Source organism: Gynuella sunshinyii YC6258 (assembly GCF_000940805.1).
GTDB lineage: Bacteria > Pseudomonadota > Gammaproteobacteria > Pseudomonadales > Natronospirillaceae > Gynuella > Gynuella sunshinyii.
The window spans coordinates 1,663,859-1,690,598 of record NZ_CP007142.1 but is presented as its reverse complement, the minus strand read 5'-3'; the positions used below and the strand labels follow the sequence as shown (position 1 = coordinate 1,690,598).

Annotated in this window: 20 protein-coding genes; 6 read left to right on the top strand and 14 right to left on the bottom strand. The window is 46.2% G+C overall.

What is annotated here, in order from left to right; genetic code table 11:
* Positions 1–163: 163 nt before the first annotated feature.
* The 7 genes from YC6258_RS30525 to YC6258_RS27965 form a co-directional block, all read right to left on the bottom strand.
* The gene (locus YC6258_RS30525) at positions 164–412 is read right to left on the bottom strand and encodes a hypothetical protein (RefSeq protein WP_211264648.1); all 249 of its coding nucleotides are present in this window, start codon (positions 410–412) and stop codon (positions 164–166) included.
* A gap of 126 nt (positions 413–538) precedes the next feature.
* Entirely contained in the window at positions 539–1,243 is a 705-nt protein-coding gene (locus YC6258_RS07525; RefSeq protein WP_211264647.1) for a transposase, read from the bottom strand.
* Between the two features lie 523 nt (positions 1,244–1,766).
* Positions 1,767–2,879 (bottom strand): JmjC domain-containing protein, encoded by a 1,113-nt coding sequence (locus tag YC6258_RS07520; RefSeq protein WP_044616462.1) that lies wholly within the window; start codon positions 2,877–2,879, stop codon positions 1,767–1,769.
* Complete coding sequence (locus tag YC6258_RS07515; RefSeq protein WP_052830141.1) at positions 2,872–3,708, bottom strand: TylF/MycF/NovP-related O-methyltransferase; 837 nt, start codon at positions 3,706–3,708, stop codon at positions 2,872–2,874. Before YC6258_RS07515 ends, YC6258_RS07520 begins: the two co-directional genes overlap by 8 nt.
* Positions 3,692–4,840 (bottom strand): MFS transporter, encoded by a 1,149-nt coding sequence (locus YC6258_RS07510; protein ID WP_144407583.1) that lies wholly within the window; start codon positions 4,838–4,840, stop codon positions 3,692–3,694. The genes YC6258_RS07515 and YC6258_RS07510 overlap by 17 nt, the downstream gene beginning before the upstream one ends.
* Before the next feature lie 11 nt (positions 4,841–4,851).
* Complete coding sequence (locus YC6258_RS07505; RefSeq protein WP_044616460.1) at positions 4,852–6,021, bottom strand: JmjC domain-containing protein; 1,170 nt, start codon at positions 6,019–6,021, stop codon at positions 4,852–4,854.
* 421 nt (positions 6,022–6,442) lie between these two features.
* Entirely contained in the window at positions 6,443–6,661 is a 219-nt protein-coding gene (locus YC6258_RS27965) for a helix-turn-helix domain-containing protein (RefSeq protein ID WP_044616459.1), read from the bottom strand.
* Positions 6,662–6,725: 64 nt separating this feature from the next.
* Between YC6258_RS27965 and tnpA the strand changes: the two genes are divergently transcribed.
* The 4 genes from tnpA to tnpC are packed head-to-tail and all read left to right on the top strand — an operon-like array spanning position 6,726 to position 8,978.
* Positions 6,726–7,019, top strand: coding sequence for an IS66 family insertion sequence element accessory protein TnpA (gene tnpA / locus YC6258_RS07495; protein WP_044616458.1), 294 nt, complete (start codon positions 6,726–6,728; stop codon positions 7,017–7,019).
* Positions 7,016–7,372 (top strand): IS66 family insertion sequence element accessory protein TnpB, encoded by a 357-nt coding sequence (tnpB, locus tag YC6258_RS07490; protein ID WP_044616457.1) that lies wholly within the window; start codon positions 7,016–7,018, stop codon positions 7,370–7,372. Before tnpA ends, tnpB begins: the two co-directional genes overlap by 4 nt.
* Positions 7,373–7,401: 29 nt before the next feature.
* On the top strand, positions 7,402–8,097 hold the full coding sequence (locus YC6258_RS30520) for an IS66 family transposase zinc-finger binding domain-containing protein (protein ID WP_211264646.1): 696 nt from the start codon (positions 7,402–7,404) through the stop codon (positions 8,095–8,097).
* Positions 8,055–8,978: an IS66 family transposase gene (gene tnpC / locus YC6258_RS30515; protein WP_211264645.1), complete on the top strand. Its 924-nt coding sequence runs from the start codon at positions 8,055–8,057 to the stop codon at positions 8,976–8,978. Before YC6258_RS30520 ends, tnpC begins: the two co-directional genes overlap by 43 nt.
* 426 nt (positions 8,979–9,404) lie before the next feature.
* Here tnpC and YC6258_RS07480 read toward each other — a convergent pair whose 3' ends face one another.
* The 4 genes from YC6258_RS07480 to YC6258_RS07465 all read right to left on the bottom strand — a co-directional run bounded on the left by YC6258_RS07480 (position 9,405) and on the right by YC6258_RS07465 (position 19,755).
* A complete protein-coding gene (locus tag YC6258_RS07480) occupies positions 9,405–9,605 on the bottom strand; it encodes a hypothetical protein (RefSeq protein WP_044616456.1) in 201 nt (66 codons plus the stop codon).
* A 196-nt stretch (positions 9,606–9,801) separates the two neighbouring features.
* Positions 9,802–10,029 (bottom strand): hypothetical protein, encoded by a 228-nt coding sequence (locus YC6258_RS07475; RefSeq protein WP_144407582.1) that lies wholly within the window; start codon positions 10,027–10,029, stop codon positions 9,802–9,804.
* A gap of 108 nt (positions 10,030–10,137) precedes the next feature.
* Positions 10,138–16,092: an NHL domain-containing protein gene (locus YC6258_RS27140; protein ID WP_169748944.1), complete on the bottom strand. Its 5,955-nt coding sequence runs from the start codon at positions 16,090–16,092 to the stop codon at positions 10,138–10,140.
* 1,098 nt (positions 16,093–17,190) lie between these two features.
* Positions 17,191–19,755, bottom strand: coding sequence for a LamG-like jellyroll fold domain-containing protein (locus tag YC6258_RS07465; protein WP_169748943.1), 2,565 nt, complete (start codon positions 19,753–19,755; stop codon positions 17,191–17,193).
* A 365-nt stretch (positions 19,756–20,120) separates the two neighbouring features.
* Between YC6258_RS07465 and YC6258_RS07455 the strand changes: the two genes are divergently transcribed.
* Both YC6258_RS07455 and YC6258_RS07450 read left to right on the top strand, forming a co-directional pair.
* Positions 20,121–20,951 carry a hypothetical protein gene (locus tag YC6258_RS07455; protein WP_044616453.1) on the top strand — a complete coding sequence of 277 codons (831 nt, stop codon included), beginning with the start codon at positions 20,121–20,123 and terminating at the stop codon, positions 20,949–20,951.
* A gap of 128 nt (positions 20,952–21,079) precedes the next feature.
* Positions 21,080–22,051, top strand: coding sequence for a GGDEF domain-containing protein (locus tag YC6258_RS07450; protein WP_044616452.1), 972 nt, complete (start codon positions 21,080–21,082; stop codon positions 22,049–22,051).
* 79 nt (positions 22,052–22,130) lie between these two features.
* Here the strand turns inward: YC6258_RS07450 and YC6258_RS07445 are convergent, their stop codons facing one another.
* From YC6258_RS07445 to YC6258_RS07435, 3 genes are all read right to left on the bottom strand, one after another.
* Positions 22,131–22,946 (bottom strand): ATP-grasp domain-containing protein, encoded by an 816-nt coding sequence (locus YC6258_RS07445; RefSeq protein WP_044616451.1) that lies wholly within the window; start codon positions 22,944–22,946, stop codon positions 22,131–22,133.
* Positions 22,947–23,145: 199 nt separating this feature from the next.
* The gene (locus tag YC6258_RS07440) at positions 23,146–24,318 is read right to left on the bottom strand and encodes a Gfo/Idh/MocA family protein (protein ID WP_044616450.1); all 1,173 of its coding nucleotides are present in this window, start codon (positions 24,316–24,318) and stop codon (positions 23,146–23,148) included.
* Between the two features lie 424 nt (positions 24,319–24,742).
* A complete protein-coding gene (locus tag YC6258_RS07435; RefSeq protein WP_044616449.1) occupies positions 24,743–26,668 on the bottom strand; it encodes a bifunctional 2',3'-cyclic-nucleotide 2'-phosphodiesterase/3'-nucleotidase in 1,926 nt (641 codons plus the stop codon).
* Positions 26,669–26,740 lie beyond the last annotated feature (72 nt).

Below are 26,740 nucleotides of genomic sequence, written 5' to 3'. Positions count from 1 at the left end.
TAGCCGTAGAGTTTATCTGCCTCACTGCAAGTTTAGGTGTCCTTTTTTTATTCCTGCCAGCCAGTCCTCTGCCAAGAATGAACAGCAGGTGTTTACCAGATAATTAGTTTTCTGTTCCTATACCGTTCCACCAGAGACGTACTGATGTAACAGCCAGAATAGATCAACTGGTTCTGAGATAGCACTCCGAAGACACTTTAATCCCTTTACTCCATCGCCGTTTAAATCGATCTGCATACTGCAATAACGAAACCCGAGAGCCGGCGCTATCTCCATACGACCGACCATAACTTTGAACATGTTTCAGCCATTGATTCGGGTCGATACCCAGTCGGATGATCAGTTTTTCGGTTTCAGGATGTATAGCACCCCGTTTGTCATTTCGCAGACAGCGACCGGTGGTATCAATCAAATCGAAATAGTCTTCCCGGGTGAATGGAAGGGCTGCATGAATGGCATCCTGCTGGCGTCCACTGAAAGGATCAATGGGGATTCTGGCAGGTGATCAAGCTTCAACTCACGCTTAAGTTGGCGTTGTTTAGAAACACGCTGGGTGAGTGTTTGTTCGGTAACGGTTTTGGTTTGGGTGGTTTTGTATTTTGGCGTAATCGAATAGTCGCTGTTGAATGGAAGGAAAGTCGCTATCGATCAGATCATCCGCCATGGCAGCCCGTACCGGATTCAAATCTACATAGGCCATACAGGTCAGCAATGCACCTTCATCCAACAAAGCCTGAGATTTGAAACGTCCTTCCCAGAACCGGCCTTTGCAGTTGTCTTCTTCATTGGCCATACGGGCAATGGTTTCATTGACACCGCGCATAAACCAACTGATGGAACACAAACGTTCACGCCATTGGGCAATCGTGACCGACACGGCCTGCAACTCGGCGGTTGACATCGTTTCACGCGCCGCCAGCCAACGGTTGATCAATACATCCCCGTTGTACAGCTGCAACCAGCGCTCCACCACTCCGTCATCCGACCAGCTTTGAGCGCGTACCTGATCGACGTGCAGCACCACATGATAATGATTACTCATGATCGCATAGACACAAATATCAATGGCGTAGACATAGGATAAAAACCGCAGGCGCGACACCAACCACTGCTTGCGGTGATCAAAATTCTCACCAGTTTCAGAATCGGCACCACACAAATACGCCCGCCGAACACAGCGCACCATGCAGTGATAAAAGGATGTCTCTTCCAGAGAGACCTGTTCGTTACGGGGTTTGGTCACGGTGGCGGATGTTAGTTGAGGTGAGAATTGAATTCAAGTTTATGGGTGTCCTTTTTACCCTGGTGGGTGTCCTTTTTACCCTCAGCGGGAAACACAGTGATAATAAGGCGTGGCTTCAAGTGAGATTTGTGACGTCCTTGATCGGGTCATGATCATACATCCTTACACTGATAAATATACAGTATCGGATAATGCCGGCTGTTGGCGTGAATATCAATAGTTAAGATGGGTGTCCTGTGCTGTTTCTGTGTTGTTTGTGCTGCAAAATGGGACGAGGCTATTTCGAGCGTTCAAGAACTTGCTGAACATTGGCTTTAGTAATTATGATAAGCAGAGATTGCCTTTACTTTAACTGAGTAACAACGGCTTAGAACGAATGCTAACGTTACAAAGCCGTTTTACCGTTTGCAAAGTGATTTTGGTTAAATATTCGTGTTAGCGTCTTGAGTCAGAAGTTTTGACGCTCAATCCACGAGCTATCTATCAATACAAAAGAACGATGTTTGTTTTTAACAAAAGTATATTAGACGAAATCAGCGAGTCCGACCGAATGAAGGATTTCAGCTACTGCAGCAACAGTTTCGGCGTCTATATCATCTAGGTCTGAAGAAAGATCAAGTTCTCCTTTTTCCTCGATTGTACTGAACAATTTTTCTGTCTCTATGGGCAATTCTATTTCAGTCGGTGAAAAAGTGATTGGATCAATTGTAATACTAGGGTGGACTACCATTGGAATTGATAGTTTAAGCGTCTCTTCCTTTTTCTCAATAAAGAACGACCCTTTTTCAAAAATAGCTTTTGAAGCACTATCGATCATTGTAGTGTCCCAAAATTTCTGCGAAGACAATACAAACTCGAATACATCCTTTTTACTGACATCGATTGCTAAGTTGCTGTGGTTGTTCACAAATGCTGCAGCTATCTCAGAGTCTAAATTATCTCTCCAGATTGGTTGACTTAACCTTCCATTGATCTTCTTTCTGACTTTATAGAGCAAAATGTCCTCATGAGTTAGAAACCTAAATCCAACTGCTAAATGCACTGATATATCAGATAGAGTGGATACATCATGGGCGTACCCTCGAGGAATAGTAAAAATATCGAGCTCTTTTATTTCGCCAGAAAATACGCTTTGAGCGGAGCTGGACTCATCTATCATGTAACCTGTAGGATGGTAGGAAATATCCTTTGCTCTCTTATAAACATTCCACTTTTTGCTTCCTAGCAGTTGGATGTTCACAAGGTCATGGAAATCATAATGTAGCGGACTGGCTTGGCTATCTTTACAGGAAATAAATGCATTAATAGTAATGTTTGAAAGGTAGGTGTTGGATAACTTTTGAGCTAGATTTGAATAAAATCCAGGTACTGATTGCATTCCTTCTATAATATAGCTGACCTTTTTATCTCTACAGTCGTTGAGTATGTTCTCAAAACTACCTTTTTGAATTGGCTTACCTTTGCAGCCTCCTGCTAACTTGTAACTTAGTTGCCCACTCCCAGAAAGCATAGCTTGTTGAAGTTCAGTAATTGCAGTTTCGAAATCGACCAGGGTTTCATCTTCAATTAAAGCAAACTCGCTCTCTATTGCCGACTTAACGAATTTATTCCATTTAAATGGTGAGATATTAATCATGATTTTTCTTCCAATATATTATTCCGCTTTGTTCACAGGCATGTTGAATCAAAGGGGATATCCCTTTTAAGTCAAAAAACTCATGGATGGCTTTTTTGCAGCCTTCTAACTTGTAGTCGTCGATAATTATATATCCTCCAGGCTCCACCAGATCATAGAGATTCAATAATGTATCCAGCGTGGCTTGGTACCAATCCACATCAATTCGGAGGCAAGAAATTTTCTCATCAAAGTTTGAGAAGCAATCTGGAATCCACCCTTCCATTAGTCTTGGGATGCTATCCAAATCATATTTTTTAAAGTTCTCAATTACCTCAGATTTTGAACATTCGCAATTAAACTGATGTTGGGTAAACCACGTTCGATACCTGTCCCATACTTCACGATCGAAAAGTGAGTCCTTGGTATTCGTAGTGTTTAATCCCGCGAAACTATCAAAAATATATAGATTTTTGTCTACTCCGGTACTTTGTATAATTCCGGCCATTAATATCCCTAGTCCGCCACGTAAGGTCCCGACTTCTACAAAAGATCCGTCGATGTTTTCATTGATCACGGTTTCGCATAACTCTATGAGGTTCTTAGTACCTTTTTCATTGACATACGTATGCACCGGTTTTGAGGATTTCGTATAATTAATGATATCTGCAAACTTCTTGGCGTCTTTCAAGTGCGGGTATGTATCTAAAACAACAGGGTTGTTTTTTTGTAGATCGCTTATTACAAGCTGGCATGTCTCAATATCTTGACTAGTGATACTTTGGTCATGATAGCTGAGATATATTTCATTTCTCACAACTTTCGAAAGTAGTTCAATGTACAGATTCATATTTCGTCCTTTTACTTATCAAAATTGTCGATGTGAAATAAACCACTCCAATTAAAGACGATGTTAAAAATAGCAATTCTGAAGAAAAATATTCAATTACTGTTGCACCAAAAATAGGCCCGGCGAGCATTGCTATGTTCTGAGTACTCTGAAACCTAGCTGAATATGAGGTGGCTTTTTCACTTGTTAGAGAAATTGTGTTATTGGTTATGTTGACTTGAATAGAGGCACTAAAGTAGCCGGTCAATGCAAATACGATTGGAAGCGCATAGTTAAACTTAACTGTGATGAGCAAGTAAATTACGAAAAAAAGTAAGCATGTAAAGAGGGCATTTATCAAAAATTGCAATCGATAAATATTTGTCTTGTTTTTACTAAGAATTATTCCAGCCGAAATATTTCCGAATGCCGAGCATGATATTGCAATTGAGAAAAGTAGTGTTCCTGATCCAATATCGTGGAAAATATAGGGCAGCAGATTGCTCATGCTGAAAACAAGAAAATAATACAATCCAGCATGGGTTAGCTCTAATTTATGATTGGCATCAATTGGACTTCCCGTCTTTTTGGTTTCTTTGTTTTGAGTATTTATAATACTCAGTGAAAAAAACGCGAATAATGCGGTAAAAAATAAAATTAGCCCACCTAGAAGGATAACAAATGTGTTTCCAAAAGCCACCGCCAGAGCCCCACCTGCTGCAGGTATTACCAGCTTAGATACATTATTTGCGAGACTAATGTGAGCACTAAGTTTAGGTTTTAACTCGTCTACTACATTACTGGCTATTAATGAAATTTGCGGTGCAAATAGACCGGAAAATGCAGCTCGACAGGCTAACAGAATTAGTGCTATTAGGTAGTTGTTAACAAAAAAAAGTATTATAAAAGTCAATATAGACCTGGCTAGTAGAGCAAAAGTCAGCCCGGCTTTCAGATTATACTTATTAACTAATCGCGTATAGTGCCTGGAAAGCAAAGCGGGTGGAGCTAGCATCGCGATCGATACAAGTGCTGTATCTAAGGGTCCTGACTTAGAGTCTGACGCAAATAAGCTTAAGACTGCAATAAAGTCGAACCAACTTGCTATTGATGCTAGAAAAATTAATAACACGATACTTTTATAGTTACTCAAAGTTTTTATACCTAGTTTGCAACTATTATCTGATGGGCAATAAGTAATTCGACTAAAGCAATACTAGTTTCCTCGTCTACAAAGTTCTTAAGCTCCTCAACTGAAAAATCTTGACCAGAAAGCATAAACTCAATTACTTCAAAGCATTCGGTTGGTAGCGCTAAGTATGATGGCTCACCAATAATTAAAGGTTTTTCAGGAATTACTTGATTGGGCAAATAAATTTTTAGTGTTGAATCGTTTTTGACGACTCTAACACTCCTGACTTCATGATATCGGAATTTCGCGTTCTCTTTATATTGATTCGACAAAGAGGCAAGAGAGTTGTGTGCGAAGTTAGTTTTATTTACCCTAGATGAGACGTTGAATAGGTTAAATGATTGCTCGAGTTGATCGATGCTGACGTTTATCCCACAATTACTTAATCTTGCAATTACATCATCTATTCGGTCATTTTTATGGACACTGCTTCTCAAGTCGTAGTTAGATTTCGCGAGTCTTCTGAAATGGTACTCAATCAGTTCAATTACCGATGTTGGATTTATCGCTAGTCCTATATGCAATGAATGCTCGTCTAGTGATTCAGTGCAATGTGGATAACCAGATGGGAAATATAGTACATCTCCTTCCTCAAGGATTACGTCGAGGCACGGCTCTCCAAGTTGGTCTGCCGAAACTGGAGATGCCATGGATAGATTTGGCTTTCTAACAAACTCACTCCAAATTTGCCAGCGCTTCCGCCCTGCTAGCTGGACGACAATGATTGATGTTGAATCAAAATGAATTGGAACTCCCTTGTTTGATTTTGGAGTCCAGAACGCTTTACTCCATGAGTTCCCACCAAATTCTTTTTCTAGGCTTTGGCATATATGGGCAATAATTTCATCTCTTTTTTCCAATTCTTCTAGTTTCAGCGTTGCACCGTTTTTGAAATGTTCAAAGACGAAGTTGAATTGACCTGAGGCATATAAAACCGAATGCGCCGGGATTGCGATGTCTTTCCCATTTTTATACAACATTAAGTATTTATGAATGTCACCTTCGTGATTGCGTAAATAACTTTCGAACCTTTGTGGTTGAAGAATATCAGGTAGGCTGCTCGCAGCTTTAATAAAACAAACTTCATTTTCAAAAGATTTCTTAATTTCTTGGAACGCTTCAGGTGAGATGTAGTCTTGCACCACTTTTTTCCTCGTAGTAAATGAGCAAGGTTAACCCTTGCTCATGGCTTCATTTGCTTAAAACATTTCGATTTGAGCGCGCATTGCTATAGCAGAAGCCATTACTACTTTAACTTTTGAAAGATCAATTTTTTTTACAGTTTTCATTTTTAATTTCCTTAAATTAATTTTATTGCCTTCCCAGTTTGAAGACGATTGCGAATATATCTATCTTTGATGATGCAAGTCAATATGATTATAATGCTGATGCAATGGAATGTGCGACGCCTCTAAAACATTGTTAGAATGTTTTTGGTTTTTTTTTTTAAAAAAATGATAAGAATATATCTATTTTTTAACTCCTTGGCTGGGTGTGCACTGCTGACATCTATCAAAGACATTACTGACACCTTCCAGCGGGCGCCATCCGGCGCTCCTGTCATCACGACTTATAATCTCCCTTACAAAACCTGCTCTTGCCGTTGTTCAGCGCATCCGTCAGGCCAACGATATTGATATATCGTTGACGACCGATTTTAATCGTCGGCAAGGTACGCTGTTCTACCCATCCGCGCACCGTATCAGATGACACCCCGACATACTCGGAGAACTGTTGCTGTGATAGCACCGGTGGCAGGGGGAATAGTAAGCGCCCAACCAACTACATCCTACCAACGCCAAGATTCCTGCAATAACCTATAGCCTTCACATCCAAGGAGGCACTCATGTCCAAACGCCGCAAATATCAATGGTCACAACTGTTTGCACAGTTCGAGCAGTCCCAACTGACCCAAGCTGAATTTTGCAAACAGCATGATTTCAATCCCAAGTACTTCAACTTGAAACTCTCTAAGCATAAAGCCTCTGCTCAGCACACCGGTGCATTTACACGTGTCGAGGTACCGTCTGAGTGGGTGTCTTCATCAGGGCTGATGCTACAAGTCGGACAGTGCCAGGTGCAGTGCCCGGACACTCTGTCGATGCCTGCCATTGTCTCTTTGATTAAAGCACTCGCATGATTCAGTGGCCCGACTCGGTACCGATCTACCTGCACCGTGATCTCGTCGATTTTCGCAAAGCCATTAATGGTCTGGCGGTGATGGTCAGCGAGGAGATGGCTCTCGATGTCTACCATCAGGCGCTGTTTGTGTTTTGCAATAAAACCCGCACTCAACTCAAAGTGCTGTACTGGGACAGTACCGGCTTTGTCCTGTGGCAAAAACGGTTGGAGAAAGACCGGTTCAAGTGGCCGAAGAAAGACCCATTGGCGGTTGTCTCCATCAGCATTGAACAATGGCGCTGGTTATTACGAGGCGTGGATATTGCCAAACTGACACCACACCAATCATTGACGTTTACTGAAGTAGCATAAGCGTTATAATAACGGCCATGAAAGACACCATGGCATTACGAGCAGAAAATGAGCTATTGCGCGAACAGTTGGCAGTTGAACAACACACCATTGCCATTGAACGTCAGAAGGTTGTCGAGCGCGACTCTCACATCGCGCTCTTGCAAGAACAACTCAAATACCTGCTCGGCAAACGCTTTAGCCCTTCCAGTGAAAAAGCATCCCCAGATCAATTAGGACTCTTTAACGAAGCCGAAGACGTGCTCAGTGAGGCTGATACAGAAACAGTACCTCACAGTACCTCAGTCAAAAGTCATACTCGCACCCGCAAACCTCGTATCACCATCCCTGATCACCTGCCGCGTGAAGACGTCATCCATGATCTGGCTGACGCCGATAAAGTCTGTCCTCACGATGGGTCTGAATTGAAACCCATTGGCAGTGAAGACCACGAACAACTGGAGATCATTCCGGCTCAGATCAAAGTGATTCGGCATAAGCGTTTAAAATACGCCTGTCCCTGTTGTGACCAGCACATCGTCACTGCGCCAAAACCCAAACAACCGATTGACAAAAGCATCGCCAGTCCCAGCTTGCTGGCCTACGTCGCCACACAAAAATACGCCGATGCCTTACCGCTGTATCGTCACGACTGCATGGATGCAGGAGGTAGAGTAACGCAGGAGCAGTTACCGAAAGTGAAATGTTCAAACGCATCGGTATTGAACTGGATCGAACCAACCTGACGAACTGGATGGTAAAATGTGGTGCCCTGGTACAGCCGTTGATCAACCTGCTGAAGGATCACCTTCTTCAACAACCCTACCTGCACATGGATGAGACAACGTTACAGGTATTGGAAGAACCGGGAAAAACGCCGCAGAGCAGAAGCTACATGTGGGTGATGATCAGTACCGGTGAGCAACCTGCTTGCCTGTTCCATTACGCCGATACGCGTGGTCAGGCCGTGCCGATGGCACTGTTAAGCGCACAGACTCAGGCTCTCATGGTAGACGGCTACGAATGGTATCAAAAAGCCTGCGATGAATATGGCATTACCCGCCTGGGATGCTGGGCACATGCACGGCGTAAATTCAAAGACGCACAAGCGCTTCAGAAAAAAGGCAAAACCGGCACCGCCGATCAGGCATTGGCGTATATTCAAAGACTCTACGTGCTGGAACAGCAGATCAAAGACAAACCACCGGATCAACGCTACCAGATTCGACACATACAGGCGCGCACCATTCTCGATGCATTGAAACGATGGTTGGACAAACGCTTACTGACCGTGGCTCCGAAAACCAAACTCGGGATGGCGTGCCATTACCTGCATCACCAGTGGGGTCGCTTAACGGGTTATCTGGAAGATGGCTCATACCCTATTGACAACAACGCCGCCGAACGAGCGATACACCCGTTTGCGATTGGTCGTAAAAACTGGATGTTCAGTAAAAGCCAGGCCGGTGCCAAAGCCAGCGCGAACTTATACAGCCTGATCGAAACCGCGAAGGCAAACGATCTGAATGTATACGAGTATTTGCAGCATGTATTTAAAGAACTTCCCAATGCTCAGAGTGTTGAACACATTGAGGCATTATTGCCTTGGAATGTTCAGCTTGGGTAGGGTGTGGTTGGTTGGGCGCTTACCCAAATTCAAGCATACTTTTGAATGATGTTAACGATTAACCATGGTTTGGGGTAAAAATCAGAGGCTCCCTGGGCATCTGAGAGTTTTCCACAGGCCAAATAAGAAATAAAAAAAGATCAAGGATTATTCATCTGACAATTCTAAAACATGCAATCCGTTATTTTTGGCTATTTGCAAAAACTCCTGTATATCACTCAAATTCTTAAAGTATATATAATTTGTATAGTCATTCCCTTCATAATAAATACAATTAATTTTTGGAATGACTAATTTAGAGTAGTATTTCATTGAAACATTATGATCTTTTGGCCACAGATACTGTAAAGCAAGTTCCTTATTGCAAAATGCCTTAAAAATAGGACGCCTCTTTTTCCCTCGGCCACGAATAGCAAATGTGATAACCTAAAAGTTTTGAACAATATCTTTATGGAAATTAAAAATACTCGACGTTCTATGATCATCCGTTTCCTGTTGAACGTTATCAAGAAGCTCACTAGCCTCTTCTGAATCTAACCAATGATCAAAAACAGACAGTGCAAGTTCTTGATAACCATGCTTTCTTTCAGCTGCATCGACAAGTAACAGTGACTTAAAATTAGCCAAATACTATTTTTGTTCCTGCTTATTTAAATTGATGGAATGCTTCATTTTTTACACCTTAGTCTCTTAGTCGATTTCCATCTTCATCGTAAGTTCCACTTCTTGGTCTTCCCTTTTCCCAATCCCGATACTTATCCCATTTTTTCCATTTGCTGCCACCATGTCCTTATGGGTATCTTTTTATCCTATTTACTTTTATTCAGCTCTGTTTTCCAAATAGTGATAGTATTGCTGGCAAAGTAATAATACCAACACCTATTCCAAATGCGATATACCGCCCAATCTCTTCCTTAAAATCAACAATATCTTTAAAGATAGCCTTCACTAATATTAGAGTACTTTCAGCACACGCAAATAACGCAAGAGAGGCCCAAGTAAACCATACAAAAACTAAAATAATTACGTACCCCTTGGACATGGTCAACATATGCTTTTTTCTTGACAGGGACCAAACAAAATATGGCATATATATCACAAGGATAGGCCATATGAGGCCATTCAAATAGCCTATCAGAAAACCACAAAATAGCTTCATTCAGAAAGGTCCACCAAAGCTCGCACCGGCCCCTATCATACCAGAAACCCCCATAGCCATAGCTATACGTCGTCCATTTGGAGTGGCCATTAAGCTGCGAAAACTTGGGCCAAAATACTTTGCTTGAGCTAATGTGGAAAGCCCTCTGCTTGGCATCAAACCACCTACACTACCTAGATAACCAAAAACTGCCGCATTTGCTACACCACTTGCGTGACAAGGATCAATTATGTTGGCAGCTTCTTGCCCTAGAGCACCACCAAAGGCATTCATTGCAAGCTGTGATAAACCACTAACCATACGAGACATTGTCCCAGCCGCCATGGAGGCAGATCCTGTCAAAGATTTTGCTAACGTACCGCCAAGGGGTCCCGCAAGTGCTCCTACAGCTCCCGATATAGCACCTGAAGCGAAAGCACCGATACCTTGCTTGAGTGAAATATCACCCCCATTTGCTATATATGTGACGGCTAAATTGGTTATCCCCCCAACCAGGGCTCCAGCAGCAACCCAGATAAATTGTCCATTAGGATCAATCATGTTTACTGGGTTATTGGCAGCATATGTATAAATATTGAATTGCCCGCCACCAAATCTTATAAGATCCTTACTGGTCCATCGCCCAATCCCTGCATCATAATCCCTCGCCCCAAACCGGGTTAACTTCGTGTGCTGATCATAAAGACCACCCGCAAACCCAAATGGCTGAAATCCAGGGTTGCTGTCAGCTTCGATATTACCAAACGAGTCATAGTTTATTTGCTGAACTGTTTCGCCAGTGTCCGCATTAATGACTAACCTGACACTGCCTAAATGATCGCTGATGATCCGATAAGTCGCACCGCCTTTGATCATATAGCTCGGTACATTCAGTTTCTCACCGTAGATAAAACGGCTGACTACATTGCTCTTACCATCCAGTTCTGCTACCGGATTCAACTGCCCCTGGTACAAAAAGCCCTGTACCAGTTCACCATCCACCTTTTTACCGACTCTCCGGTTCTGACCATCAATCACATACTCAATACGGGTACCATCATTTTGAGTCACGCTGAGTAGATTGGAGAAGGCGTCGTAGTGATAGGTATCGGTTTTGCCATTCTCGGTCTTGCTTTTGAGTTCGCCATTGGCGCTGTAGGTATAGTGGATATCACCATAACTCAGCAACCGGTCCTGCGCATCATAACGACCGGCATTGTTATTGAGATCACTGAGGCGATTACCGTTGTTATCGTAGGTGTACAATTCAGACAAAACACCATCTTTGACGACCTTGGTCAGCTGATCCAGGCTGTCATACTGGTATTCATACTTGCTTGTCACACCGCTGAGTGTTTCGGTTTTGCCGATGATTTTACCGGTGCTGTCTCTCTCCAGAGTATAGCTGTAGAGCGTATTGCTGCCGTCTTCGGTGCTGTAGCTGTCAAGTTCACCAAGGCTGTTATAACCCTGGCTGCTGGTAATATTGCCAAGTCTGGTTCCACTGAGGAGACCATTATAGCGTCGGTGGTAGATGGACAAAATGCCTATACCTGTCAACTGGCCATCATGGTTGTAGCTCAGCTCAACAGGGTCACCATTGAGGCTCTGAGTGATAGGCTCAAAGTTGTTGTTGTAGGTATAACTTAATGTTCCACTGGTATCACCAGTCCAATGGATATCTGTCAACAGACTACCGTCGTACTGATAACGCAATTGTTCACCTTGGGGCGAAGTCAGGGTTTTGAGCTGGCCGCTATTAATTTCAGAGGTACTGGTATCTCCATAGTAGCCATAAACATAATCCCCCTGTGGAATGCCGACAGAAATCAATTGGCCACTGGTCTGGTCGTAGTGATACTCAATGATGTCTCCATCAGGACGTGTTACCTGAGTTAATTGTTGATCCAGGTTATAGATATATTTTGTGCCGGGGTAGTCACTGCCGGTACTGCCTTCGTTAGCACTGCTATCTGCATCCGGAGGTGTATATTGGTCCTGCTGATCAACGGTGGTATAGCTGAACTGATGGACTTCGCCATTGGCCAGGGTCAACCGGGTCAGATTACCATTGGCGTCGTAGGCGTATTTGAGGGTATTACCATTAGGGTTGGTCTGACTGAGTACCCGGCCTACTGCATCATTGCTGTAGCTGACCGTCTGATTCCGGGCATTGGTGATACTGCTCAGGTAGCCGTTGAGGTCATAGCCAAAACTGACTTTACGCACGGCACTGTCACCGCGATCAATCTGAATCAACCGTCCACGCTCATCGTAGTGGTAGTTAAAACTATCCAGACCACTTATCGTTTTCTTGCTTAAATGACCCTTTTCATCCAGCAATTCTGTCATGGTATAGCTCTCGGGAGTCGTATGGGTCCAGGTTCTGGCTTCGGTGTCATACACTCTTGTGTACGAAGGATTCCATGAATATTTATCGCCATTGACAATCAGTTCGTTTATCAATTTCGTATGGCTGAAGGGGTTGTGCTGATCACTGAGTGTCGCCTGACTCTTCTGCTGGATTGTTTTGACCAATCCACTGGGGGTAGTAATCTGAGTGACACTATCGATGGGCGCAATCATGCTGAAACGGGCATCCGGACCTTGTTGCGTGTGTACAGTCATACCATCGGCACTTGTCACGGTCTGACTGCCATCAGCCAGTATTGTTTTTGTCACACGGCTATCTGGTGCCGTATTGGTTTTCAGCACACTCCGATCCTGTTGAGTTACCGAAAAATGGCGCACTCTGCCCTCAGCACTGGTCATGGTGGTGGTATAACCGGTTGCACCATTTTCACGGGCAAGTTGCCAGCCACCACCCGCGGCATTGGTATCAGTCAGCAAGTATCCAAGGTTGTCATAGGTCATCTGACTGCTGGCACCACTGGGGTAGGTAAACTGCGTGAGCAAACCATCATCGCTGTAGCTCATGTGATAACTTTCAGCATTGGGGTTACTGATATCAGCCAGATACCCATTATTCTCCATCGTCAACGTCGTATACTGGCCATCCGGCGATACAATTGCGGCGGCAGTGCCATCACTTAATCGTTCAATGGTTGTGGTATTGCCGTCAAGATCCATGATGCTGACCAGCATTCCATTATCGTCATAACCAAATGTGTACCGAGCCTTACCAGTGACTGTATCCAGGGTGCGTAAATGCCGACCGGTATCACTGAAGATATACACTTCCTGACCGCTGTTATCGGGGATAGCGATTTCGTCATCAGCAGCGATCATGCCAAATGCTGGTGATATTTGAGAGACAAATTTAGATTCGCTGAGATAGATGGCGCCATCCGGCCCTATCGCCAGCCCTGTCACCGTGAACAATAGCCGTTGAGCGGTGGAAGTATCGGACTCGACCACATTGCCTCCTCCTGCCACAACCGTAATTTCACCATTGGCATTACGCTTATAAAGCAGATGCTCAACTCCCGAGGAAAGCCGAGTGTCTGACCCGAAGTATATATTTCCATCGTCGTCAACGGTAATCGCTTCACTGTTATGATCAAAAATCTGAGAAAGCTCACCAGTCGGGCTAAACTGGAAAACGCCATCACTTGCGGCAATATACAGTGTATTATCTGCCGCTAACGCCATACTGTGGGGTGTGCCAATAAACTGCTTAATCAATGGACCGCCACCTTCAGTGTAGTCTCTGTCAGGACGACCGATAAGTAAGGTAGCCTTGTCATCGGGAGTGACTTTATATATACCGTTAGTATAGTAATCACCGAAATACAACGTGCCATCTGCTGCGACCACCAGGGCATCCGGTTTGATGGATATTTCTAACGCTGAGACACCATTACGGGCATTTTTATAGTCATTTGAGCGTGGCTCACCGGTTCCGGCAACCGTCGTAATGATTCCGTCTTGAGAAATTTTTCGTATAACATCATTACCTCCTTCCGCGACGAATATGTTGCCGTTATGATCAATGGTGACATCGGTAATCCAGGAGAATGTTGCCTCTGATGCCGAACCGCCATCACCGGAGTAACCTTTTTCTCCGGTACCAGCGATGGTATGAATCACACCATCGGGCGTGACTTTTCGAATACGATTATTATCGCTATCGGCAATAAAAATGCTGCCATCCTCACCTATTGCGATACCTAGAATGTTATCCAACATGGCCTGCGTTGCTGGTTGCTCATCACCATTGTAGCCCTCAGTCCTATTAAGTGCGCCGGCTATCAACTTAATGACCTTATCAACACCTTTGGCCTGACGTTGCTCGCCATTACCTTTGTAAAGCGTGAAATGTATCGGATCATAATGATGATGAATATTGAAGTCCCATAGCCCCATCTGTATCTGAGTCTGATGAATGGTTAACGGTTGGTGCCATCGTGTGGTAGTCACAATCTCGCTCCGGGATAACCCAATCACCCGAGTCTTGTCGCCGATCTGAGCAAAGCTGGCTAACCAGTCTGGTGCAAATTGTTGCAACCACTCAGGATCTTGAATATCGGGTTGATTGGCTGCCATAAAACCTGCTGGATCAGCCGGGTAATACACCGGGTCATAGGTATAATTGACACTGATAGAGGCCCTGCTTGAATACGCCGAGCGGCGATAGGCATCCAAGCCATCCCAGGTATAGGTGAATGTATCGTTTGGAGAAACTTGGTCAAACTTCTGAGTGACTGTTTTACCTGCAATATCAATACTGACTTCAACATATTTCAAAGGAGAGGGAACACTGTCCCTGGCCAATGGAACCGTCACGGTTCGACTGCCAGAGTAACCAGAGGTTCGATTGGAATTGTAATAAAGGCTATAGGGTGTTCCTGCGACAGGGATCTCTTCCGCTAAGGACTGCGTCTGTGCCTCAACGATACTTCCCTCACAAGTATCGCAATCTTCGCTATCCAAAATGGGTTGATCCTCAATCACTGGCGGCGTTGTTGCACCCTCTGGCAAACCATAAGGCCAGTTAAAATCCCACGGTGTAAAGTGTTGTACAGGAACACGCCATAAGGTTTTACCCACGGCATAGTATTCGCCCAGATATTTTCGTTCCGCCTCGGTAATGTTCATGATGGCCAACAAATCACTTTCCGCCACTTCACCCGTACCTGCAACATCCAGTTCTGCCAGGCCATCATCGGTAATATTCAAAATTTCAATGACCCGGCCATTATTTGAAGGTACCCAGGCCATTTTGTTCTGATCATACCACCCGGCAGGTACCACTTCGCCTGTTGGAAATTCGAGAAAATTATCTACATATACTGGTAATGGTTGGTTGAATGTCACATGGGTGGCACCTGCTTGTATGGCTTCATCGACACTCAATTCCACCGCATAGGTATAACCAGAACTGATGGGTAGTTTACCGGGCATAGCTTTAGGGCCATTTTCACCGACGGTGTATTCAGTCGCGCGAACATGGAGTGAATTGAGTGTCTGGGTTGAACCATTCGCCAGGATCATAGTGGCGGAGGTACCGGTCGGGAACAACACTGTGGCCTGGCGGCTGCCACTGGTATCGGTTTGTTCGCTACCTTGTGCCACCTGCACAGAGCTGGAGTTCTCCAGATCAATGGCGGTCACCTTTGCATCCAACGCCAACATCACCACGTCATCCGCCATGACATAGTCGCGCCATGGAGTATCAACCTGCCGCTGTACCGTCAAATAACCTTCTTTTTGATAGTTGACAAATACAGCCCTGCCACCATTGATGGCAAGATCAAACCGGCCATCAGCGCGACTCAGAGTCTGGCCATATTCACCATGATCTTTGATGGAAATGGTAACACCGGATAGCGGTTCATTTTCACGAGAAAACACCTGACCACGTATCACCGCCACCCGTTTTTCCTCAATCGTACCGTCGGTGACACCGGTCTGAATAGGGCTATCACCGCTATAAAGAAACTTCGTGGCATCGGCCATAGAGGTGTATTCAGTATTACTCAGACTGGGCGCAACGTCCGCAGGATCCGGGGGCAAGGTTGGCTCAGTCCCTCCAGTATCATCCTGGCAACTTGACAAGGTTATCAGCGAACAGATTAAGAAAATGAAAGATCCAAACTTCATGCAAACTCCTTTTTATTAATGCAATCAACGCTATTACATGCAGACTATTCTTTATAACCGGAAATTCTTTCTGGCGATTGACCACATTGACAAGCTTAATAGGCAAATCTGATACCGGTTACACGAAACCCCGGCATTGTGAATAAATTAATGACTAAAATAAAGTGGTTTTAAAAAAATCTTAATTATGTTCAGCCCAAGCCTTATCAACAGCCACTAAGATATGGAAGGTATCCACAATGTCACACAAACAAACGAGATATGCCTCTCCTTCTCAACTGTCCAAAAACGCACCAGAGCACCTGACGTCACAAGACCGCCAGGACTGAATGTTTTCTATACCCAGCATCCAATTGTGCAACTGCAGGAACCATGTAGCGCTTGCAGTCTGATTGGTTTCGGGCGACCGGATACTTTGAGAGATCGCTCCGGCGGTAAGTGATGTTTAAGTAAGATTGTGGGCATTTTCGCATCATGAGCCAGCGTAATTGCGAAACCGACAGTGAGGACACCTCCCTTCCGGTCAGCGCTATTGGAAAAAGAACTCAAAACATCGTTCTTCAAAACCCCAATCGGTTATGAGATTAGCCAAACTGAGATTTTTTTAAATTGGAACTTATTCTGAGTCACAGCCAACTCCGTCAAATTTCAACACAAGCCTGTATTAACACAAATACGTTATGAGGCTGAAAAATAGTCACCACCGGATTAAGTTTTACGATTACTCTTTTTCCGTCCTTTGAATAGAGTTCTTTGTGTCAACAAAAAGATCTTGCAGTCAGCGGGTAATGGCACTCCTGATCTCGAAACATCTCAGTGAGAAACATTCACTCGAAATATTTTTTTGGTCAACAGTGCAATGATTTGAACCTGTGGCAACTTAATGACTGGGAACAGACAGTGAGCAATACTACTGCCTAAAGTTTTGAGAAGGAGAGGAAAGCATTGATAACCAGGAGAGTGGTCTGAATAAGTAGCAGGCGGACAAAATATCCACCTGCTTTTAAGAGGTTAATTACCCCATTTATTCTGAATGGCCTGATACTCCGATGCCGTTATCGACAGCACCGTTCCATGACGGGGACTCGATGGCAGGCTGTAACCGGATGAAGCACTCCATTGACCAGCGTCGAGATTGGTGGTTTCGAACGGAATATATCCGCGTCCGCCAAATTCATCGATAAACATATACCACTTTTCTTCGGTATTGGATTTAAAGATCAGTGGCCCTTCACCCGCAGAAAGCGTTCCCTTACCAATACACTCTGCCAGGAAACTCCAGTTGAGGTTGGTCAGGTAAGATGAAGTCTCAGCCAGAATGAACTTTCCACAGGCCGACTCCGATGCAGACCGTTCATCTTTGGTGAAGCGGTAATACAACCCGTTATGCTTGATAATGGTTGAATCGATGGTGGAATAACCGGCATCCACCCAGGTTTTGGCTTCACTGAAGTGCACAAAATCACGGGTTGTCGCATATAACATCTTATTATATGTACTATTTGAATGAGTCTCATCGTCATAGATTTTCGATGCCCAGAACACCACATAACTCTGCGAGTCAGAATCCCAGAATGCTTCCGGCGCCCAGGTATTACCGGCGGTATTGGGCGATACTTTGACCAACCGCGCATCACTCCAGTTCACCAGATCGTTGGATTCCCAGACCAGCAACGATTGTGAGCCCCAGGTTTGTGAACGGCCCCAGTCACCATTGCCATAGATTTTCAGATCGGTGGCGATCATATAGAACTTATCACCTTCAGGAGAACGCAGAATGAATGGATCACGAGCACCCTGTTCACCCAGAGTCGTTGTCAATACCGGGTTGTCACCATTCAGTGTTTTCCAGCTCAACGGATTATTACCATTGGAAAGCGCAAAATAGACCTGCTCACCATTCGCACTGCCTTCACCGGTAAAATAGGTAAACATATAACCTTCAAATGCTGCCAGAGTCTTCAACGGTGGAACGGTGGTCTGAAAGGTTCGGGTGGCAGATTCGCTTCCCTTGCTGACAGTTGCGGTTAACGTTACATAACGGGTTTCGCCACATCCGGATGGGGTACCAGGGCTGGTACAGGCCGGCGCACGATGCACGATACCATCGGTGGCAATCACCGCACTGGCACTGGTTTGCCAGTTAATGGAAGTACCATTGGCTCCAGTTTGTGGCAAATAAAGATGACCGCGCACATCGTCCGCATTCACAACCGTCAATGCTGAAGCATCAGCGCTGACGGACTCAGCATCGGTCAATTCCACATCCGCCAGTGCAGCTTTGGCCGCTGTGGCAATGGCACTGGCACTCAGTGCGCCATCCCAAATCTGGAAGTCATCGATCCGGCCATTAAGATAGTTATCTGCGCTGTAAAGAGAGCGTCCCAGAAAGTTGGCTGTTGTCATACCAGAGCCAATTTCTGCCGGGGTCAGCGTGACATTACTGTTACGAGCAACTTCGGTGCCGTCCAGATAAAGAGTGCCAACATTGTTTGCCAGCGTATAGGCAAGGTGATGCCATTGTCCTCTGCTAAGATTTTGTCCCGACACCCCGGCATTCTGTTCACAACTCCAGTGACAACTGGAAATCGTAGTACGGTAATAATTACCGGTGGTAAACAGATATCCGTTACCACGTTCTCCGGAAATATTACCCATTCCATAAATAAAATAAGGTGAGGCCTGATTGTCTTCGATATACACATTCGTGGTCACGGAAATGGCATCCAGACCAGCCATGATATTGTCTGGCATATCGATATAGCCGCTACTGCCATCCAGTATTGCCACATTACCGTTAAGGGTGACACCACCCACCACAGTGCCATTACGATCATGACCAGAAGCATCAGTCACTACGGTTGAGGAGGCGTTATCCGTAAATGGATACCACAGCACTTGCTTTGGCACACTGGCGGCAATTTCCGCAGCGGAAAGCACTCCATTCCAGACCTGGAAATCGCCTATAGCGCCATGGAAATAACGATCCGCACTGTACAGAGAACGACCCAGGAAGTTCTCCACTGTGGTACCAGAGCCGATGTCGCCGGGGGAAATGGTAATGGACTCATTACGGGCAACTTCTTTGCCGTCCAGATATAAAACACCTACGCCATTACCCAGGGTATAGGCAATATGAATCCACTGACCTCGCGGCAAACCTGCATTCGGAGTGGCAGTATTCTGTTCACACGTCCAGTGGCAGGTGGAAATACTGGTACGGTAATGGTTGCCGGTCGTGAACAGATAACCATTGCCCTGATCACCCGAAATGTTTCCCATCCCGTAGATGAAATATGGCGTCGCCTGATCCGGTTCAATATAAATCTCTGCCGTCACTGAAATAGCATTCAATCCGGTCATAATATTATCAGGCATATCAATATAGCCATTCGAACCGTTTAAGTAGGCGGCATCACCCGTTAAGGTTACCCCGCCCTTTACCATTCCGTTGTGGGCATTTCCGGAGGCATCGGTAATCACAGTGGAATCAGATACATCATCAAACGGATACCAGAGAACCTGTTGGGCAGCAGAGGCAGCAGTGGAAACAGCCAATACTGAAAAAACGCCCACCAGCGGTTTGCATATATGGCTTCTCAACCACGTATTTTTTTTCGTTAAGGTACTTTCAGAGCATAAGGTCATGATTTGTATCCCGTTGGTATTTTTATTTTTTTTGTGCCGGATTACAGCCACACCAGCATAGGCACTCTATTGACCAAAGCCCACAGAGATTTCTGCTGCATATTTAGACGATTTAATTTTTCTGATTTTATGAAAATGAGCCGACAGGCTGACTGGCCGCTTCAAGTACATAAATGAATACTTGCCAGAATAGCTGGCAACGAACAGCCAATACTTATGAAATGCAATGAAAATATCACTTCGCTGTGAAATACTGAGCCTGCGTTTTTCACTGACATTGCTGGAGCCCCTGAATGGAACCCAAGAAACCTTCATCAAAAACTGATCGAAGCCTGCTGGAACAGGCATTGGTAAAAAGTGCAACACTAACCCGCTATGCTGTAAACGGTACCGAACCAGACCCCAATCATGTTGTCATGGAAACTGAAGGTGAAGTGGCCATGTTTGAAAAAGGCGTCACCCTCTGGAAACTGGATATCAATTCACCCGAAACCCTGATACCAGCCACAACCGATACCCCTTATGTTGAAGTCGAAGCCACCTGGCTGAACACTCAGCAGGCTCTGGAACAGAACGTCGAAGTGGTTCATGGCGGTAGCGCCAATACGTTTGGCGGAGTGGGAGCGTTGTTATTGCCTGACGGTTTCAGAATTCCAACAGTCGTTGCTGATAAAGACAATGTTCGTCACTATGATCTGCAACTGCTGGCCAACGAAGAGGTATTCTCGCCTTCTTCAAAGGACTATGAAATTGTCATGATGCGATATGAATACAGCAAGGATTATAAAAAAGATTTTCTGATGCAAACCTATGGCGGCGGCGGCATTTTTGTTGAAACCCATGATTTTCCTCATATCCATATTCCCCTCGATAGCAACTGCGGCGGATACATTGTGATTGGAAAACAACTGAACAATGGACGTTATCATTTTACCGCTTTCAACATTCCGTTCGGCTATGCACTGTATACACCCTCTTATACGATACACGGTGATGGAACGCTGGTAGGCAAATATGGCATTACCGTTGGAGACTCTGCCTTCGTTTCGGCAAATACAGTATTAATGTATAACGAAAACTCACTCACGATGGCGCTCGATGTCGTTCCGGACTGGCCGAACTGAGAAGTAATATAACGTTTCAGAAGCAGTAGCCATAACCGCATATTATGGAATACCACACGATATTTCATGGGTAATGGGATTTCGTTTATGGTTATACTGCTAACGTTGTTATTCTGCGAGGCAGGTGCATGACCACAATGAATGAAGACAAAGACGGGCTGTATAAAACTCTGCTTGAGTCAACCAAAGCAATTCCCTGGAAACTCAATTGGATTACCAAAGAGTTCGAATATATCGGGCCGCAGATCGAATCACTATTGGGCTGGACTCAACAAAGCTGGGCAACGGCTCAGGACTGGATTGACCGGATACATCCCGATGAACGGGAGCAAACCGCCAACCTGTGTATCTCGCAATCGGATTTCGGCGTCGACCATGAGGCCGACTACCGGGCACTGACTGCCGACGGCGGCTATGTCTGGGTTCGGGATGTGGTGCATGTGATTCGGGAAAACGGCGTAACCACCGCACTGGTAGGCTTCATCTTTGACATTTCCGAACGGAAAAAGATGGAAGATGTCCTGCTACGCCTCAACAAGCAACTGGAGTCCCTGTCCTTTCACGACTCGCTGACCGGCATTGCCAACCGTCGTATGTATGACCGTGCATTACAGGTCGCATGGACAAGGGCGCAACGCAATCAGAATCCCATCTCACTGATCATTTTCGATATCGACCAGTTCAAACAGTACAACGATCATTATGGTCATGCGGCGGGGGATAAGTGCATCATCGAAGTAGCCGATACCCTCAACAACAGCATCATTCGCTCCACGGATATGCTGGCCCGATACGGCGGAGAGGAGTTTGTGCTGCTACTGGCCAATACCAACAAAAACGAGGCCATCGAACTGGCGGAAACCTGTCTGCAACTGATTGCCAACAAACGTATTCCCCATGCCTCCTCTACGGTATCAAATTTTATTACCGTCAGCGCCGGCGTCTGCACCATGATACCAACGGATAATTCTGATCCAGTCTCTCTGTTTGAAGCCGCAGATAAAATGCTGTATGCAGCCAAGCAAAAGGGCCGCAACTGCATCGAATACTCCGGCCCGAGATCGTCGGTCTCCAATAATCGCAATTTATCCGGCATTTAAACGCGCCGGATAAATAGATTGATGCAGGGATGCATCACTATGGAGAACCTGAGCGTCCCGTTTAAAAACCGGTAAGTGGCTATACCGCTATCGGCAGCTTCGGTGGCCGGGTCGGATGATCAGGGTCTTCCGGCTGCTCATAACTCTGTAAATAACTCAGAATTACCTCCCGTAGCCTGCCACCTTCCGTCAACCCCTGATTGCCAAACAGCCGGTTAAACTCCAGTACATAAGGATGACTCCCGACCATGGCAATATCAAAACCGGCATGATTGACACCCAGTGTCCGGGCGAGATGCAATGCCAGAGCAACCGCCGAATCCGGTACCGGTGCCTGTTCAATCCAGCCACCACGGGCCACGTTATTATAAAAACCCTGGGCCGCCTGATGACGCCAATAAGCCGTAAGCACCTGATCGCCCACCACAACCACACGGATGTCCCGGTCAATCGGCAAATATTCCTGCGCATACAGAACATCTGTCCGCTCACAGTAGCGTAACCAGTCAGCGTGATTCTGCACCAGCCAGACACCTTCTCCCATACTCGCTTTAGGAATCTTCACCACAAACGGTAGTGTCATGGTCTGCCAGATCTGTTCGCGCTGAAGCGGTCCATTGGGTTCGATCAAGGTCACAGGAACGTGGTCAGGCACCACCATTTCGAATGCACGGGTCATCTCAATCTTGTTGTGACCAATCCGATAACTGGCTTCACTCGGAAAAATCCGACAACCAAGACCATAAACCAACGCATTCAGCTGCCAGTATTCTGGGAACAATACCCAGTCCGCCTGACTCAGCTCGGTTTTGTATTTAAAAATATGTTCGGGTTTGATGACCTGGGTATTGGGAAATCCCAGGGTTCGAAAAATATCGAAAGAGACTAATTGCATACAGACTCAAAGCACATGAAAGGCGTTTTCAGATCCCGGAAAACGTACTTATGCTGCACACTACCACCTTCCATCGTGGTCGGACGGCGAATTCTAACCATTCCGTATTAACTGACAATCGATATTTTCACAGCGGCCATCCACCGGTCCGAAAATACCCGGACCGGTGGTTTGTTCTGCTCATTACCCAACGAAGAGATTATTGATAGTCGACCCAGACTCCGCCCTGATCGGCCGAACGAACACAGTTTTCAACCCAGCGCACCCCCTCATAACCGGCTTCTGCCGTGGGAATACATAACTCATCAATCAGATCCGGATTGCCGTTATCCATCGCTTCAATGGCCATGGCAAAGCGGTAATACAGATTGGACCATGCCTCGAAGTAACCTTCCGGATGACCGCCACCAACCCGATCATCCACCTGCGCTTCCGGGTACAGATACCCCATGCCACGCTCAATCACCCGTGCCGGCTCGCCCTGTATTTCATAACGCAGCTGATTGGGATGCTCATCCCACCATTCGAGGCTGGCTTTGGAGCCAACCACGCGCACTTTCTGCTGATGCATCGAACCGGCATTGACCGCTGAAATCCACATGGATGCCATGGCCCCGGTATCATATTCCATCATCACAAAGGCATTGTCCTCCAGTGGCGCTCGGCTTTTCACAAAACTCTGGCGTGAGCACAACAGCTTTTTGATCTGCAACTGCGGCAGCATTACCTCAGACAAATACAGCGGATGGGTGCCCAGATCTCCGAGCACATAACTCGGTCCGGCCACCTCCGGATTCACCCGCCAGCGGGTACTGGGATTGGCCAGCTCAACGGGCTCGCTGTGAAAACCATGAGCAAAGCTCATCTGCACAATGCGAATCTCACCCAGATCCCCCTGCGCAATCATGGCTCTGGCCTGGCGGATCATCTGATGCCCGGCATAGCCGTAGGTCACACAAATCAGACGGTTTTGCTGCGCTGCCAGATCCCGCAGCTCTTTCGCCTCCGCTACGGTAAAGCACAAAGGCTTCTCACAGATCACATGCAACCCCGCCAGCAGTGCCGCGCGGGTAATGGCGTAATGGGTATTGTTGGGCGTGGCAATGGTCACCGCTTCAATACCATCGGCCCGTTTGGCCTCTTCGGCAAACAGGGTCTGATAATCGGCATAGCATCGCTCTGGGGATACCAACAACGTCTGACCAAACGCCTTGCCCGCCTCGGGATCGATATCGAAGGCACCGGCCAGCAATTGAAAGGAGTTGTCCCGCAAAGCCGCGGATCGATGACTGTAGCCAACCTGGGCTCCCCTGCCTCCCCCGACCATTCCCCAACGAATGGGCCTGCGTGTTTTGATTTCACCGAAAAGCATAATTCACCTCATCAATATGAGCCGCTGTGAAAGCCAGGCGGGTATCCAGTCACCTTCGGGATATATCTCGACCGTAATACGGTGAACCAACAAACAAACCGCGCCAATTTCGACAAGACTCTGCTGTTATTGTTGTTAGACAAAGAATTTTTATTTCGAAAAACTGGACTTTGGAATATTTAAACTGAAATGCAATGTATTAGATACCCCCTGTTCCAGAAATAAATCAATCGGGGGGTGCTTGGCGGCTATCAAAGCTGGACAGTATCGAAACTAGAGAGTACCAAAGCTGGAGAGCACCTGACCTGGCAGATCAATCAAGACAGATCGGTATGGAGCGCTCCCGGTCACCGTCAGTACAGACGGCAAACCGGGAGCAGGAGAAGGCCTGCTGCCCTCTCCATTTTTCCGCTCCGTCAAATCACTACGGCTTCAGATAGAAGCGGGCAAAGCCATCATCCATAACACCATCGAATACCAGATGATCATTAGCCAGCGCCTTGGCTTTCGGCGAGGTTCTGAACGTCACCCGGGCATTGCCCAGAGTATTGGCAAACTGCCAGTTACCATCAGCCGCAGGGTTGAACGTCTTCTGAGTCAACAGATAGTTGGCAATCACATCGCGGTTTTTATCCGGGGCATCGATTACGATGCTGGAGCCATCCAGGCCAGGGAAATGCCCACCGCCACCGGCGCGATAGTTATTGGTTGCCACCAGAAACTCGGCATTCATATCAATCGGTTTGCCTTCAAAGGTCAGATTGACGATACGCTCGTTGCCAGGATTAACCAGTTCACCTTTACTGCTGTAACGGGCGGGCTGAGTCACATCGATCTGATAACGCACTCCATCGATCACATCAAAGTTGTAGGTTGGGAAGCTCTCGTTCACCAGATTCTGGTCCACTCCGGCAGCCGGGTCGATCTGATTGAACTGACCGGCAGACATCTCCAGCCACTCTTTCACTTCTGCTCCGGTCAGCTTCACAACTTTCAGGTCATTCGGATAGATGTACAGATCACTGACATTACGCAGGGCGATATCACCTGCGGGCACATCGGTATAGTAATCGGCACCACCACGGCCACCGGCTTTAAACGGAGCTGCGGCCGACAGAATTGGCAGGCCTTCATAAGAGGTTCCCTGAATGATTTCCTTCACGTACCAGATCTGGGCATTGCTGACCACCTGAACCGATGGATCATCCTGTACCAGAGCAAAGAAACTGTTGATGTCAGAGGTTGATTCACCAACTTTCTGGCGCATGTAGGCAATCGTACCTTCATGATCAAACTGCACTGCCGTATTGATTTCACTGGCCGCTTGCACCAATGGAATCACATCACGGCCTTCGCGTTTGTATATCGGCCGGGCTTCGGATTTGCCGTTCACCACATTCCAGCGACCACTGTCGTTGTTCAGAGTCAGATCAACCACGCCAAGATGGCTGCCCCAGAATCCCGGCATAACGGCCGGTACCCCATACACGGTGCCCTTGTCTGCATCCACACCCTCGTAATCGGCAAAGGCTCCATCGCCTGGAAACACCAAGTGCGAGTGACCAAACAGAATGGCATCAATGCCCGGTACCTTGGCCAGATAGTAAGTGGCATGCTCATCCATTCCCTGGCGCGGATTGTTGTACATGCCACTATGCGGAACCGCGATGACGATATCGGCACCTTTGGCTTTCATTTCCGGTACGAACTTTTTCGCACTTTCAATAATGTCCTTAGCCACGACCCGACCCGTGAGATTGCTTTGGTCCCAGGTCATGATCTGCGGTGGCACAAAACCGATATAACCGATTTTCAGAAACTGCTCATTGCCGTCCGTATCCACGACCTTTTTGGTTTTGATGATATAAGGCTGGAAATAATTCTGATCGTTGTCAGGATTACCATCATGATCGTCCACATACACATTGGCGTTCACATAAGGGAAAGCTGCACCGCTTAAAGCCTTCATCAAAAAATCAAGACCATAATTGAACTCGTGGTTACCGATGTTGCCAACGTCGTAATCCATCAGGTTCATGGCTTTGTAAGCCGGATGGGTTTCGCCAAACCGCAGTACCCTGCCCTTGGCCACATAATCGCCCAGAGGGTTACCCTGAATCAGGTCACCGTTATCCACCAGTACCGAGTTTTCAGCTTCGTTCCGTGCCTGCTTGATTAAGGTATACACTTTTGACAAGCCCACGGTGTCGCTTTCGGCATCGCGATAATAGTCATAATTGGTGATATGCATATGGATATCGGTGGTTTCCATCACCCGCAGATTAACCGTCGCGCTGTACGCCGGTGCGGTAATGATGGAAGCAATAGCCAGTGCTAAAACTTTTTTCATGGTGAACTCCAATATTTCGATGTTGCTGCATTCGAGGCAGTCTTGGTTGTTGTCTGATCAGTTGTGGTGCTA

What these genes read in the sequence shown, in the direction of transcription:
- YC6258_RS07475 (WP_144407582.1), bottom strand. Translation starts at nt 10,029, where the DNA reads ATGTTGACCATGTCCAAGGGGTACGTAATTATTTTAGTTTTTGTATGG.
- YC6258_RS07515 (WP_052830141.1), bottom strand. Translation starts at nt 3,708, where the DNA reads ATGAATCTGTACATTGAACTACTTTCGAAAGTTGTGAGAAATGAAATA.
- tnpC (WP_211264645.1), top strand. Translation starts at nt 8,055, where the DNA reads ATGTTCAAACGCATCGGTATTGAACTGGATCGAACCAACCTGACGAAC.
- tnpB (WP_044616457.1), top strand. Translation starts at nt 7,016, where the DNA reads ATGATTCAGTGGCCCGACTCGGTACCGATCTACCTGCACCGTGATCTC.
- YC6258_RS07520 (WP_044616462.1), bottom strand. Translation starts at nt 2,879, where the DNA reads ATGATTAATATCTCACCATTTAAATGGAATAAATTCGTTAAGTCGGCA.
- YC6258_RS07435 (WP_044616449.1), bottom strand. Translation starts at nt 26,668, where the DNA reads ATGAAAAAAGTTTTAGCACTGGCTATTGCTTCCATCATTACCGCACCG.
- YC6258_RS07440 (WP_044616450.1), bottom strand. Translation starts at nt 24,318, where the DNA reads ATGCTTTTCGGTGAAATCAAAACACGCAGGCCCATTCGTTGGGGAATG.
- YC6258_RS07450 (WP_044616452.1), top strand. Translation starts at nt 21,080, where the DNA reads ATGACCACAATGAATGAAGACAAAGACGGGCTGTATAAAACTCTGCTT.
- YC6258_RS07445 (WP_044616451.1), bottom strand. Translation starts at nt 22,946, where the DNA reads ATGCAATTAGTCTCTTTCGATATTTTTCGAACCCTGGGATTTCCCAAT.
- tnpA (WP_044616458.1), top strand. Translation starts at nt 6,726, where the DNA reads ATGTCCAAACGCCGCAAATATCAATGGTCACAACTGTTTGCACAGTTC.
- YC6258_RS07455 (WP_044616453.1), top strand. Translation starts at nt 20,121, where the DNA reads ATGGAACCCAAGAAACCTTCATCAAAAACTGATCGAAGCCTGCTGGAA.
- YC6258_RS30520 (WP_211264646.1), top strand. Translation starts at nt 7,402, where the DNA reads ATGGCATTACGAGCAGAAAATGAGCTATTGCGCGAACAGTTGGCAGTT.